Origin of the sequence: Pseudomonas wenzhouensis, assembly GCF_021029445.1 — a bacterium.
Classification (GTDB): domain Bacteria; phylum Pseudomonadota; class Gammaproteobacteria; order Pseudomonadales; family Pseudomonadaceae; genus Aquipseudomonas; species Aquipseudomonas wenzhouensis.
In genome coordinates, this window is record NZ_CP072610.1 from 3,959,512 (window position 1) to 3,972,949 (window position 13,438).

The following is a 13,438-nucleotide window of genomic DNA, read 5'->3' on the forward strand; positions in this document are numbered from 1 at the left end:
TCAGCTCATGGGGCAGGCGATGGCCAGCCCAACAAATACCAGATCAGGAACAACCTGCGCACCCGGAGCCACGTCGCGCACCAACTCGGCATCGCCTCCGGTGAGAAAAACCTCAAAGCCATCAGGGAAATGCACCTGCGCCTGCCGCAGCTGCTCAGCAACAAAACCTCGCAGCATCATTACACAACCACGCTCGACGGCCTCTGCAGTGGAACGCCCAGGTTCCAGCTCCTGCAGCGCCGCCAGCGCAACCTCCCGGTCATAGCGTATGCGTCGGGTATGGGTGCTGAGTTGATCACGCATCAATGGCAGACCTGGGCAAATGAACCCACCAAGATGCCGGCCATCAGCGGAAATAAAATCAGCCGTCACTGCCGTCCCAAGATCGAGCACCAGACAAGCACACCGCCCCAGGTGATAGGCGCCCAGGACAGCCAGCCAACGATCAAGGCCAAGGCGCTGGAAATCCTCGTAACCATTGCACACGACACCAACCTGACGAGCCGACTGCGCACATACGGCATCGACACCCAGAGAGTCCCTCAGACGCACCAACAACTGCTCCGTCTCGACATCACTGCGTACGCTGACCAGGCGGCAGCGCGTTACACACACTGCCGAGGCATTCGCCAACGCGTCGAAGAGCGCAGCATCCGAGTCCACTACGCCCGCCAGCAAACGGCGTCCGTCTTCGGAAATCACTCGCCACTTTATAAAGCTGTTCCCGCAGTCGAGCTCAAGAATCATGCTGCAGCCTCAGGCTCAACTCACCGCCACTGAACGCATGCTCAACACCCTCGACGCTCAGCCGTATAGCGCCACGCTCATCAACACCAACGACCGTACCCAAGGTGGCATTGTTGCCCGCCGTCAGGGCCACATTGCGCCCGCGCCAGGCGTGTAGGGCCTCCCACTCATCTCGCAGGCTGGCAAATCCACCCTGCCAGTGACGAGACAGACACTCCCGCAACTGCAGCAACAGGCGCACAGCCAATTCATTACGGTCGACCATTCGCCCGATACATTGCCGCACCGAAGTCCACGGCTGGTCGATGGCGATAGTCGCATCGATCATCATATTGACGTTGATACCAATCCCTATGACCACATGGCAGACATCAGCCGGGTCACCTGCAAGTTCCAGAAGTATCCCGGAGATCTTGTGCCCGGCACACAGCACGTCATTCGGCCACTTGAGCCCTACATCACCTAAACCCGAATCCTGCAGCGTCTTTGCAACAGCAAGCCCCACCGTGAGGCTCAACGCCTCAACCTGGCTCATACCGCCGTCGACACGCAACACGAGACTGCAATATAGATTCTCGGCAAAAGGACTCACCCAGGCCCGGCCACGCCGGCCACGTCCAGCCATCTGCCGCTCAGCAAGCAGCACGAAGGGGGCTTTTACCCCTGCATCAAGGCGCCGGAAAATTTCAGCGTTGGTCGAGTCAACACTGGTCTCAACGAAGATTGGCCATTGCAGCAATGCTGTTTCACGGGAAAGACGTTCAGCATCCAGCAAGACCATCGGCGACGACAATCGGTAGCCGCGCCCAGGAACCTTGAACACGCCGATGCCCAACTCAGCCTCCAGGCCTTGCAACTGCTTCCAGACAGCACTGCGGCTTATCCCCAGATGCGCTCCGAGAGCCTCACCGGAATGGAATCGGCCATCCTGTAGAAGTTTCAACAATTCCAGCATGCCAGGCCCCGCCAAGAACAAGGCTGGCATGATAACGATGAGGTCAGGACTTGCATAGAAACGTGGGGACTGAAGAACAAGGAATGCCCACCAAGCGCCATTGCAGAATGCGCAACACTTACCGCAACACCCCAACCCAGCCAAACGCCGACATATCACCTGTGGAGTGAGGTCACGCGATGCTGGTGCCGGTGCGCGCAGCATTATTTCCGGGACCACAAAGCAGCCCCCCCGACTCTTTCGACGCAGGGGTTTCGTATAGGAGCTTGACGAAGGCTCGGTTGGCGTCCCGTCGGCCGGCGCTCCGGGACTCTCACCGCCATGCGCCATTTTCCGCGCCCCAAAGAATAAACCCCCGCCTCTTTCGAAGCGGGGGTTTCGTATAGGAGCTTGACGATGACCTACTCTCACATGGTGAAGCACCACACTACCATCGGCGATGCGTCGTTTCACTACTGAGTTCGGGATGGGATCAGGTGGTTCCAACGCTCTATGGTCGTCAAGCAATTCGGTTGGGATGTCGTCGTGAGACGCTATCCCTTGGATACGTGATAGATGCTTTGTAGTTCTTGCAAATTTTCGGCTTTCTGTCGACTTCACCATCGACACCCTCTGCACGAGGGCAGATTGTTTGGGTGTTATATGGTCAAGCCTCACGGGCAATTAGTATTGGTTAGCTCAACGCCTCACAGCGCTTACACACCCAACCTATCAACGTCGTAGTCTTCGACGGCCCTTTAGGGAGCTCAAGGCTCCAGTGAGATCTCATCTTGAGGCAAGTTTCCCGCTTAGATGCTTTCAGCGGTTATCTTTTCCGAACATAGCTACCCGGCAATGCCACTGGCGTGACAACCGGAACACCAGAGGTTCGTCCAACCCGGTCCTCTCGTACTAAGGTCAGCCCCTCTCAAATCTCAAACGTCCACGGCAGATAGGGACCGAACTGTCTCACGACGTTCTAAACCCAGCTCGCGTACCACTTTAAATGGCGAACAGCCATACCCTTGGGACCGGCTTCAGCCCCAGGATGTGATGAGCCGACATCGAGGTGCCAAACACCGCCGTCGATATGAACTCTTGGGCGGTATCAGCCTGTTATCCCCGGAGTACCTTTTATCCGTTGAGCGATGGCCCTTCCATACAGAACCACCGGATCACTAAGACCTACTTTCGTACCTGCTCGACGTGTCTGTCTCGCAGTCAAGCGCGCTTTTGCCTTTATACTCTACGACCGATTTCCGACCGGTCTGAGCGCACCTTCGTACTCCTCCGTTACTCTTTGGGAGGAGACCGCCCCAGTCAAACTACCCACCATACACTGTCCTCGATCCGGATAACGGACCAGAGTTAGAACCTCAAGGTTGCCAGGGTGGTATTTCAAGGATGGCTCCATGAGAACTGGCGTCCCCACTTCAAAGCCTCCCACCTATCCTACACAAGCAAGCTCAAAGTCCAGTGCAAAGCTATAGTAAAGGTTCACGGGGTCTTTCCGTCTAGCCGCGGATACACTGCATCTTCACAGCAATTTCAATTTCACTGAGTCTCGGGTGGAGACAGCGCCGCCATCGTTACGCCATTCGTGCAGGTCGGAACTTACCCGACAAGGAATTTCGCTACCTTAGGACCGTTATAGTTACGGCCGCCGTTTACCGGGGCTTCGATCAAGAGCTTCGCTTGCGCTAACCCCATCAATTAACCTTCCGGCACCGGGCAGGCGTCACACCCTATACGTCCACTTTCGTGTTTGCAGAGTGCTGTGTTTTTAATAAACAGTCGCAGCGGCCTGGTATCTTCGACCGGCATGGGCTTACGTAGTAAATACTTCACCCTCACCGGCGCACCTTCTCCCGAAGTTACGGTGCCATTTTGCCTAGTTCCTTCACCCGAGTTCTCTCAAGCGCCTTGGTATTCTCTACCTAACCACCTGTGTCGGTTTGGGGTACGGTTCCTAGTTACCTGAAGCTTAGAAGCTTTTCCTGGAAGCATGGCATCAACCACTTCGCATTCTAAAAGAACGCTCGTCATCAGCTCTCGGCCTTAAGATCCCGGATTTACCTAAGATCTCAGCCTACCACCTTAAACACGGACAACCAACGCCGTGCTGGCCTAGCCTTCTCCGTCCCTCCATCGCAGTAACTAGAAGTACGGGAATATTAACCCGTTTCCCATCGACTACGCATTTCTGCCTCGCCTTAGGGGCCGACTAACCCTGCGTCGATTAACGTTGCGCAGGAAACCTTGGTCTTTCGGCGTGCGAGTTTTTCACTCGCATTGTCGTTACTCATGTCAGCATTCGCACTTCTGATACCTCCAGCAAGCTTCTCAACTCACCTTCACAGGCTTACAGAACGCTCCTCTACCGCTCATCCAAAGGATGAACCCGTAGCTTCGGTGTATGGTTTGAGCCCCGTTACATCTTCCGCGCAGGCCGACTCGACTAGTGAGCTATTACGCTTTCTTTAAAGGATGGCTGCTTCTAAGCCAACCTCCTAGCTGTCTAAGCCTTCCCACATCGTTTCCCACTTAACCATAACTTTGGGACCTTAGCTGACGGTCTGGGTTGTTTCCCTTTTCACGACGGACGTTAGCACCCGCCGTGTGTCTCCCGTGCTGACACTTGCTGGTATTCGGAGTTTGCATCGGTTTGGTAAGTCGGGATGACCCCCTAGCCGAAACAGTGCTCTACCCCCAGCAGTGATACACGAGGCGCTACCTAAATAGCTTTCGAGGAGAACCAGCTATCTCCGAGCTTGATTAGCCTTTCACTCCGATCCACAGGTCATCCGCTAACTTTTCAACGGTAGTCGGTTCGGTCCTCCAGTCAGTGTTACCTAACCTTCAACCTGCCCATGGATAGATCGCCCGGTTTCGGGTCTATACCCAGCGACTAAAGCGCCCTATTAAGACTCGCTTTCGCTACGCCTCCCCTATTCGGTTAAGCTCGCCACTGAATATAAGTCGCTGACCCATTATACAAAAGGTACGCAGTCACCCAACAAAGTAGGCTCCCACTGCTTGTACGCATACGGTTTCAGGTTCTATTTCACTCCCCTCTCCGGGGTTCTTTTCGCCTTTCCCTCACGGTACTGGTTCACTATCGGTCAGTCAGTAGTATTTAGCCTTGGAGGATGGTCCCCCCATGTTCAGACAAGGTTTCTCGTGCCCCGTCCTACTCGATTTCATTGATAAGAGCGTTTCGTGTACGGGGCTATCACCCACTACGGCGGCACTTTCCAGAGCCTTCCACTACACTCAAATCAACTTAAGGGCTAGTCCCCGTTCGCTCGCCACTACTTAGGGAATCTCGGTTGATTTCTTTTCCTCAGGGTACTTAGATGTTTCAGTTCCCCTGGTTCGCCTCTTGCACCTATGGATTCAGTACAAGATACCCGGCTTTATGCCGGGTGGGTTCCCCCATTCAGAGATCTCTGGATCACAGTCTGTTTGCCGACTCCCCAAAGCTTTTCGCAGGCTACCACGTCTTTCATCGCCTCTGACTGCCAAGGCATCCACCGTATGCGCTTCTTCACTTGACCATATAACCCCAAGCAATCTGGTTACTGTCTCAATCGTGAAGACGACATTCGCCGAAAATTTGCGTCTTGAGAACTACAAATTTTACCTTGACCAGATCAATTGCCAGTGAAAGCAATTAATCAGTCACTTCTATCACATATCCAAATTTTTAAAGAACGATATTCGTACCGGTCAAAAGACCAGAAATCAGCACTCGCAAGATCTACCCTGAAGCGCTCATTTCTGAACTCTTTATCTTCACACCGTAACCGCGTAGAGAGTGGTGGAGCCAAGCGGGATCGAACCGCTGACCTCCTGCGTGCAAGGCAGGCGCTCTCCCAGCTGAGCTATGGCCCCGTATTCTTCTGCACCAAGCAATTGGTAGGTCTGGGCAGATTTGAACTGCCGACCTCACCCTTATCAGGGGTGCGCTCTAACCAACTGAGCTACAGACCTATAACAGGGTCGCGTTACAGCATCGTCTTCGACTATGAATCAAGCAATTCGTGTGGATACTTATGAAGAAGCTGATGTCTTCGATTAAGGAGGTGATCCAGCCGCAGGTTCCCCTACGGCTACCTTGTTACGACTTCACCCCAGTCATGAATCACTCCGTGGTAACCGTCCCCCCGAAGGTTAGACTAGCTACTTCTGGAGCAACCCACTCCCATGGTGTGACGGGCGGTGTGTACAAGGCCCGGGAACGTATTCACCGTGACATTCTGATTCACGATTACTAGCGATTCCGACTTCACGCAGTCGAGTTGCAGACTGCGATCCGGACTACGATCGGTTTTATGGGATTAGCTCCACCTCGCGGCTTGGCAACCCTTTGTACCGACCATTGTAGCACGTGTGTAGCCCTGGCCGTAAGGGCCATGATGACTTGACGTCATCCCCACCTTCCTCCGGTTTGTCACCGGCAGTCTCCTTAGAGTGCCCACCCGAGGTGCTGGTAACTAAGGACAAGGGTTGCGCTCGTTACGGGACTTAACCCAACATCTCACGACACGAGCTGACGACAGCCATGCAGCACCTGTGTCTGAGTTCCCGAAGGCACCAATCCATCTCTGGAAAGTTCTCAGCATGTCAAGGCCAGGTAAGGTTCTTCGCGTTGCTTCGAATTAAACCACATGCTCCACCGCTTGTGCGGGCCCCCGTCAATTCATTTGAGTTTTAACCTTGCGGCCGTACTCCCCAGGCGGTCAACTTAATGCGTTAGCTGCGCCACTAAAATCTCAAGGATTCCAACGGCTAGTTGACATCGTTTACGGCGTGGACTACCAGGGTATCTAATCCTGTTTGCTCCCCACGCTTTCGCACCTCAGTGTCAGTATCAGTCCAGGTGGTCGCCTTCGCCACTGGTGTTCCTTCCTATATCTACGCATTTCACCGCTACACAGGAAATTCCACCACCCTCTACCGTACTCTAGCTCAGCAGTTTTGGATGCAGTTCCCAGGTTGAGCCCGGGGATTTCACATCCAACTTACTGAACCACCTACGCGCGCTTTACGCCCAGTAATTCCGATTAACGCTTGCACCCTTCGTATTACCGCGGCTGCTGGCACGAAGTTAGCCGGTGCTTATTCTGTCGGTAACGTCAAAACACTAACGTATTAGGTTAATGCCCTTCCTCCCAACTTAAAGTGCTTTACAATCCGAAGACCTTCTTCACACACGCGGCATGGCTGGATCAGGCTTTCGCCCATTGTCCAATATTCCCCACTGCTGCCTCCCGTAGGAGTCTGGACCGTGTCTCAGTTCCAGTGTGACTGATCATCCTCTCAGACCAGTTACGGATCGTCGCCTTGGTGAGCCTTTACCTCACCAACTAGCTAATCCGACCTAGGCTCATCTGATAGCGCAAGGCCCGAAGGTCCCCTGCTTTCTCCCGTAGGACGTATGCGGTATTAGCGTTCCTTTCGGAACGTTATCCCCCACTACCAGGCAGATTCCTAGGCATTACTCACCCGTCCGCCGCTAAATCAGGGAGCAAGCTCCCGTCATCCGCTCGACTTGCATGTGTTAGGCCTGCCGCCAGCGTTCAATCTGAGCCATGATCAAACTCTTCAGTTCAATACTGCTTGGGTTTTGAGAAAACCCTAAACTTGGCTCAGCAATCGCAAAACTTTCAAATTAATGAAAGGTAACTCTCGAATTAACGAGTGTTGCTTTGTGATGCTGATAATCAGTTGACTATCAGTCTTACCTCACAAGCACCCACACGAATTGCTTGATTCAGTTGTTAAAGAACAGTTGGTTAAGCCTTTCGTCTCAACCGAGGCCGCGCATTCTACAGCAGCCTTTCTACCTGTCAAGCTGTTTTTCGATTTTGTTTCCGGAGAAACTCTTTTCTACTCAACCACTTGCGCTTTCGATCAGAACTTCTTCTCTCCAGCGGGAGGCGCATTCTACAGCGTTCAAAACCACTGTCAACACCTCTTTTCTACCACTTTCGATTCATTCGACCGAACCACCAACAGAGCCAAACCTCCACCCTGTCGACCGACGCGCATTCTACACGCCAGATTCAGCTTTACAAGCCCTTCATTGAACTTAACTTATTGATTAACAAGAAGTTTTTGAAGCACTTCATCGCTGAAGTGGCGCGCATTCTACATCCAGCAGAATGCGCGTCAAGCTTATATTGCAGTTTTATGACTCAGCTTTGAGGGTGATGCGCGCGAAGGCCTTCTTTCCGGCCTGGCAAACGTGAGTAGCCCCCACCTTGAATAGGAACGCACGGTCAACCACCTCGCCATCTACGCGCACACCACTAGAGCCCAGCAGATCACGCGCAACCGCCGCATTCTTTACCAGCCCCGCCTTATTAAGGACGGACGAGATCGGCATATCTTCAGCAGAAGCCAAAACGACCTCCGGCAGATCTTCCGGCAGTTCACCATCCTTCATACGGTTGCCCGCCGAACGATGGGCATTGGCAGCCGCCTCCTCACCATGGAAACGCGCGACAAGCTCCTCTGCCAGCTTGATCTTGATGTCACGTGGATTGGCGCCCTGCTCGACGTCACGCTTGAGCTGCTCGATCTCTTCCATGGAGCGGAAACTAAGCAGCTCGAAATAGCGCCACATCAGCGCATCGGGCATGGAGACAAGCTTGTTGTACATCACACCCGGCGCTTCCTGAATGCCGACGTAGTTGCCCAGGGATTTGGACATCTTCTTCACGCCATCGAGACCTTCCAACAACGGCATGGTGACGATGCACTGCGACTCCTGCCCATAGGCGCGCTGCAACTCGCGCCCCATCAGCAGATTGAATTTCTGATCGGTACCGCCCAACTCGACATCGGCCTTTAGCGCCACGGAGTCATAACCCTGCACCAGCGGGTAGAGAAACTCGTGAATGGCGATCGGCTGGTTGCTGCTGTAGCGCTTGTCGAAGTCATCACGCTCGAGCATGCGCGCCACGGTGTACTGCGAGGTCAGACGAATGAAATCGGCAGGCCCCATCTGATCCATCCAGGTGGAGTTGAATGCCACCTCGGTCTTGGCCGGATCAAGAATCTTGAAAACCTGCTGTTTATAGGTCTCGGCATTATCCAGCACCTGCTCGCGGGTCAGCGGCGGACGCGTAGCACTCTTGCCGCTGGGGTCGCCAATCATTCCGGTAAAGTCCCCAATCAGAAAGATCACCTGGTGACCGAGTTCCTGAAACTGACGCAACTTATTAATAAGAACGGTATGCCCAAGATGCAGATCCGGTGCCGTGGGGTCGAAACCCGCCTTGATCCGCAGGGGCTGACCACGCTTGAGCTTTTCGACCAGCTCAGCCTCAACCAGAACCTCTTCTGCACCGCGCTTGATCAGCGCCAGCTGCTCTTCGACCGACTTCATGACAGAACCCGCAACCACTGGAAATTGAAAGGGAACCAACCATACAAGATCGCGAACTAATTACAAGTTTTGCCCAGGGTAAGCGCCCTCAGCAGCCACTCGGTATATCAAGGGTTGCCCCAGGCCGATTTTGGTTATATTTTATACAGTTAATGCACATTCCAAGAAAACGCCTCACGCCATGACGCAAAATATCCCTAAAGCCCCGCCCTACCCTAAAAGCCATATCCTGGCTGCTAGCGGTGTCGCTGCGCTGCTGAGCCTGGCTCTGCTGGTGTTTCCTTCGCGTGAAGTCGAAGCGCAGAAAACCTTCCTGGACCTCGACCTTGGTAACGACACCGAGCAGGTCTTGCAGGAAAAAGACGACCTCCGAGCGGACCTGCCAGTACCCGGCACCGGTTCGCCATTCGCCAAGATCGAGCAAAGCGCGAACACTGCCGAAAACAGCGCAGAAGACGCTGATGAAAACGCCCTAGAAACAGCCGACACCACATCTCCCTCCGCCCCCAACCACCACAACATCACAGTCAGCAATGGCGATACGCTTTCTACCGTGTTCGCCAAGGTCGGCCTGAACGCCAATGATCTGCATGAAGCGCTCAATAGCAGTAAGGACGCCAAGCAATTCAGCCGCCTCAAAGTGGGCCAGGTACTGGACTTCGAACTAAATGAAGACGGCAAGCTGAAAAGCCTGCAGAGCAAGCTCAGCGATCTGGAAACCATTCGCCTGAGCCGCACCGATAAAGGCTTCGATTTCCAGCGCGATCTGGTCAAACCTGAAGTGGTCAGCTCCTACAGCCGTGGTGTGATCAACAGCTCTCTGTTTCTTTCTGCCAAACGTGCAGGTCTGTCACACGGCCTGACCATGGATCTGGCCAATATCTTTGGTTACGACATCGACTTCGCCATGGATATTCGTGAGGGCGACGAGTTCGAAGTGATTTACGAAGAGAAGGTGGTGAACGGCAAACGCGTCGGCACTGGCGACATTCTTTCGGCACGCTTCACCAATCGCGGCAAGACCTACACTGCGGTGCGCTACACCAGCAAGCAAGGCACCACCAGTTACTACAGCGCCAGCGGCGAAAGCATGCGCAAGGCCTTCATCCGCACCCCCGTGGACTTCGCCCGCATCAGCTCGCGCTTCTCCACTGGCCGCAAGCACCCGATCCTCAACAAGATCCGTGCACACAAGGGCGTTGACTATGCCGCACCGCGCGGCACGCCAATCAAGGCTGCCGGCGATGGTCGCGTGACCCTCGCAGGACGTAATGGTGGTTACGGTAATACCGTGATCATCCAGCACGGCCAGCGCTATCGCACCCTCTACGCGCACATGCAGGGCTTCGCCAAAGGCATTCGCAATGGTGCCAACGTCAAGCAAGGGCAGATCATCGGTTACATCGGCACCACCGGCCTGTCCACCGGGCCGCACTTGCACTACGAATTTCAGGTAAACGGCGTACACGTTGACCCGCTTAGCCAGAAACTGCCAATGGCCGACCCCATTGCGGCAAGCGAGAAACAACGCTTCATGCAACTGAGCAAACCGCTGATGGCACGTATGGACCAGGAAAAGGCCACCATGCTCGCCGCTAACCAGCAGTAAGCCGTGCCTCTTTATATTGGCGTGATGTCCGGCACCAGCCTGGATGGGCTGGACATCGCCCTGATCGATCAGAATCAGCGGCCTCATCTGCTCGCCACGCTCTACCGCCCAATGCCCGAACAGTTGCGCAGCGAACTGCTGGCGCTGTGTACCCCTGGCGACGATGAGCTGGCCCGCGCAGCTATCGCCGAGCAGCGCTGGGTCGAGCTGGCTGCTGCCGGCATCAACGAATTACTGCTGCAACAAAACCTGAGCGCAAAGCAGATTCGCGCCATTGGCAGCCATGGTCAGACCGTACGCCATGAGCCGCTACGTGGCTTCACCATCCAGATCGGCAATCCGGCACTCCTGGCAGAGCTGACCGACATTTGCGTCATAGGCGACTTTCGGCGCCGCGACGTGGCAGCCGGTGGCCAGGGCGCTCCGCTGGTTCCAGCCTTCCATGAGACATTATTCAGCCATAGTCACAAGCACGTGGCCGTGCTCAACGTTGGCGGTTTCAGCAACCTCAGCCTGCTTTCACCTGGCCATGAGGTACTCGGTTTCGACAGCGGCCCCGGCAATGTCTTGCTCGATGCCTGGATTCAATATTGTCAGGGACTGGCCTTTGACCGTAACGGCGCCTGGGCATCCAGCGGCCAGGTGAATGCAGAACTGCTGAAACGGCTGCTGAGCGATCCGTTTTTCGCCACCCAGGGGCCGAAGAGCACCGGACGCGAATTGTTCAATCTAGACTGGCTTCTTGGCCACCTGCGGGCCCTGCCAACGCTGCCCAGCGAAGATGTTCAGGCGACGCTGGTAGAACTCACCGCATGCAGCATCATCGGTGCCTTGCGCAATGCACAAGCGCATACCGATGTATTGCTGGTATGTGGTGGCGGCGCCCACAACACTTGCCTGATGAAGCGCTTGAGCGAGATGCTGATCGAAACCGAGGTCAGCAGCACTGCGAGCGCCGGGGTGGATCCGGACTGGGTCGAAGCGATGGCCTTCGCCTGGCTCGCCCATTGCGCACTCGAAGGGATTGCGGGCAATCGCCCGAGCGTTACCGGAGCGAGGGGACTGCGCGTTCTCGGCGCCATCTATCCAGCCTGAAACGAAAACGCCGCGCTTCGGGCGCGGCGTTGATCATGCAGGCAAGACTTCAGATCGAGAAGGACGAGCCGCAACCACAGGTGGTGGTGGCATTGGGATTCTTGATCACGAACCGCGACCCCTCCAGCCCCTCCTGATAGTCGACTTCTGAACCCACCAGATACTGGAAGCTCATGGCATCGACCACCAGGCTTACGCCCTCACGCTCGACGATGGTGTCGTCCTCGGCCAAATCCTCATCGAAGGTGAAGCCATACTGAAAGCCCGAGCAACCACCGCCCGTGACGAACACGCGCAGCTTCAGGCGCGGATTACCTTCTTCATCGACCAGGGTCTTCACCTTGCTGGCCGCACCTTGGGTAAAGTGCAAGGGGGCAGGGGTGAAGGTTTCGACGCTCATGCTATAACTCCCGGCGCCATGCGCCACACTGCCTTAGCAGACTGTTAAAACTACCAGCATACTGGGCCAGCACGAAAGATGGCCTGATAGGCACGCATTATCCGCTTGCCCTACGAAATTGGTCAACTATTGCTCATTTTCCAGTGCAGGCGGAAGCTCAAGCGGCCGTTCGCCGTCCTTGAGGTGGCACAGCCGCCCTTCGATCTGTGCGCCCATGGCCATTTCCATCAGACCGTAATGCAGGTTGCCACGCACTCTGGAGCGTGAACCCAGCTCGAGATGGCCACTGGCGAAGACGTCACCATTGACCTCGCCGTCAATGATGATGTGGGGCGCGCGTATCTCACCTTCAACCAGGCCCCCTACACTGACACGCACCAGCCCTTCGCTGGCCAGCAAATTACCGCTGACTCGACCGTCTACCTGCACCGCGCCCTGAAAACGCATGTCGCCGATCAGTTCGGCGCCAGCAGCAATGAGACTGGTCTTGCCACTGAAACGCTGCAAGTCGGGTTTGGTCTTGTCTTTACTCCACATGGGGGGCTGTTGCTCCTGATTGTATCCATTCGAATGTACGGGTCAGCGCCTTGTCACCCTTGACCTGCGCCTGCACCTTGACCTGACGCGGCTCGAAGTCTTCGGGCAGGCGTAGCTCGCCAAAACGCCCTGCATCTGGGAAGGACTGAAAATGCTTGAACGAGAAGGCAATGCTCTCCTCGCTCACCTCGTCAGACAGCGCAGCCAGCTCCAGCGCGGCCGCTTTGCCATGGTGCTGCCCTTCGACAGTAATGCGTAAATGACCCTGCAGTGCTTCGTCACCGCTTCCGACGCGACTCATGAGTAGCTTGTAGCGAAAAAGCTGCGGTTCATCTGTGGCTTGCAACTCAAACGTTCGAATCCGGATACCTTCACGACGACTGGCGGGAGCCAGTACGCCCTTGTAGAAAGCCAGATCCTGCTGCTGCTTGAAAATTTGCTCCTCGAGCAACTTGATGGTGCGCCGATTCTGCTCCATGGCCTGTTGCGTGACCTTGTCACTGCTACCCACTACGGCAAGACGCTGACGCAGCAACTCCAGCTCCTGCTCCTGCTCGGCAAGCCGGGTCAGTAACGCCTGCGTGTCCTCGGGCGCGTGCAGGGGCTGCGATTGCGGCCAGTACCATCCCAGGGCAAAGGCCGCCGGAATGCACAACGCCAGCAGCAACAGCCACCAGCGGCGCCTGCGTTCACGCCGCGGATCGCTGAGGCGAACCTCCC

At 55.4% G+C, this 13,438-nt stretch carries 8 protein-coding genes, 2 tRNA genes and 3 rRNA genes; 2 read left to right on the forward strand and 11 right to left on the reverse strand.

The annotated features are described in order from the left end of the window. The 8 genes from J7655_RS18520 to tyrS form a co-directional block, all read right to left on the reverse strand. Positions 1–747, reverse strand: coding sequence for a pantothenate kinase (locus tag J7655_RS18520; protein WP_230925671.1), 747 nt, complete (start codon positions 745–747; stop codon positions 1–3). Then, positions 737–1,702 (reverse strand): bifunctional biotin--[acetyl-CoA-carboxylase] ligase/biotin operon repressor BirA, encoded by a 966-nt coding sequence (gene birA / locus J7655_RS18525; RefSeq protein WP_230925672.1) that lies wholly within the window; start codon positions 1,700–1,702, stop codon positions 737–739. The genes J7655_RS18520 and birA overlap by 11 nt, the downstream gene beginning before the upstream one ends. A gap of 388 nt (positions 1,703–2,090) precedes the next feature. Beyond that, positions 2,091–2,206: ribosomal RNA gene (gene rrf / locus J7655_RS18530) — 5S ribosomal RNA — on the reverse strand. Positions 2,207–2,344: 138 nt separating this feature from the next. After that, positions 2,345–5,238 (reverse strand): 23S ribosomal RNA (locus J7655_RS18535). A gap of 261 nt (positions 5,239–5,499) precedes the next feature. Further along, positions 5,500–5,575, reverse strand: a tRNA-Ala gene (locus J7655_RS18540). 22 nt (positions 5,576–5,597) lie between these two features. Continuing rightward, positions 5,598–5,674, reverse strand: a tRNA-Ile gene (locus J7655_RS18545). An 85-nt stretch (positions 5,675–5,759) separates the two neighbouring features. Next, positions 5,760–7,295: ribosomal RNA gene (locus J7655_RS18550) — 16S ribosomal RNA — on the reverse strand. Together the 16S, 23S and 5S rRNA genes with 2 tRNA genes alongside form the textbook arrangement of a ribosomal RNA operon. A 579-nt stretch (positions 7,296–7,874) precedes the next feature. After that, positions 7,875–9,077: a tyrosine--tRNA ligase gene (gene tyrS, locus J7655_RS18555; protein WP_230925673.1), complete on the reverse strand. Its 1,203-nt coding sequence runs from the start codon at positions 9,075–9,077 to the stop codon at positions 7,875–7,877. 181 nt (positions 9,078–9,258) lie between these two features. Here tyrS and J7655_RS18560 point away from each other — a divergent pair, with 181 nt between their 5' ends. Both J7655_RS18560 and J7655_RS18565 read left to right on the forward strand, forming a co-directional pair. Continuing rightward, positions 9,259–10,686: a peptidoglycan DD-metalloendopeptidase family protein gene (locus tag J7655_RS18560; protein WP_230925674.1), complete on the forward strand. Its 1,428-nt coding sequence runs from the start codon at positions 9,259–9,261 to the stop codon at positions 10,684–10,686. A gap of 3 nt (positions 10,687–10,689) precedes the next feature. Next, positions 10,690–11,781: an anhydro-N-acetylmuramic acid kinase gene (locus J7655_RS18565; RefSeq protein ID WP_230925675.1), complete on the forward strand. Its 1,092-nt coding sequence runs from the start codon at positions 10,690–10,692 to the stop codon at positions 11,779–11,781. A gap of 49 nt (positions 11,782–11,830) precedes the next feature. Here J7655_RS18565 and erpA read toward each other — a convergent pair whose 3' ends face one another. The 3 genes from erpA to J7655_RS18580 form a co-directional block, all read right to left on the reverse strand. Next, on the reverse strand, positions 11,831–12,181 hold the full coding sequence (erpA, locus tag J7655_RS18570; protein WP_230925676.1) for an iron-sulfur cluster insertion protein ErpA: 351 nt from the start codon (positions 12,179–12,181) through the stop codon (positions 11,831–11,833). 126 nt (positions 12,182–12,307) lie between these two features. Then, positions 12,308–12,718 carry a bactofilin family protein gene (locus J7655_RS18575; RefSeq protein WP_230925677.1) on the reverse strand — a complete coding sequence of 137 codons (411 nt, stop codon included), beginning with the start codon at positions 12,716–12,718 and terminating at the stop codon, positions 12,308–12,310. Then, entirely contained in the window at positions 12,708–13,385 is a 678-nt protein-coding gene (locus J7655_RS18580; protein WP_230925678.1) for a DUF6776 family protein, read from the reverse strand. Before J7655_RS18580 ends, J7655_RS18575 begins: the two co-directional genes overlap by 11 nt. Positions 13,386–13,438: the final 53 nt, after the last annotated feature.

Excerpts from the sequence above, each read along its gene's own strand:
- J7655_RS18560 (WP_230925674.1), top strand. The coding sequence starts at position 9,259 with ATGACGCAAAATATCCCTAAAGCCCCGCCCTACCCTAAAAGCCATATC.
- erpA (WP_230925676.1), bottom strand. The coding sequence starts at position 12,181 with ATGAGCGTCGAAACCTTCACCCCTGCCCCCTTGCACTTTACCCAAGGT.
- J7655_RS18575 (WP_230925677.1), bottom strand. The coding sequence starts at position 12,718 with ATGTGGAGTAAAGACAAGACCAAACCCGACTTGCAGCGTTTCAGTGGC.
- birA (WP_230925672.1), bottom strand. The coding sequence starts at position 1,702 with ATGCTGGAATTGTTGAAACTTCTACAGGATGGCCGATTCCATTCCGGT.
- J7655_RS18520 (WP_230925671.1), bottom strand. The coding sequence starts at position 747 with ATGATTCTTGAGCTCGACTGCGGGAACAGCTTTATAAAGTGGCGAGTG.
- tyrS (WP_230925673.1), bottom strand. The coding sequence starts at position 9,077 with ATGAAGTCGGTCGAAGAGCAGCTGGCGCTGATCAAGCGCGGTGCAGAA.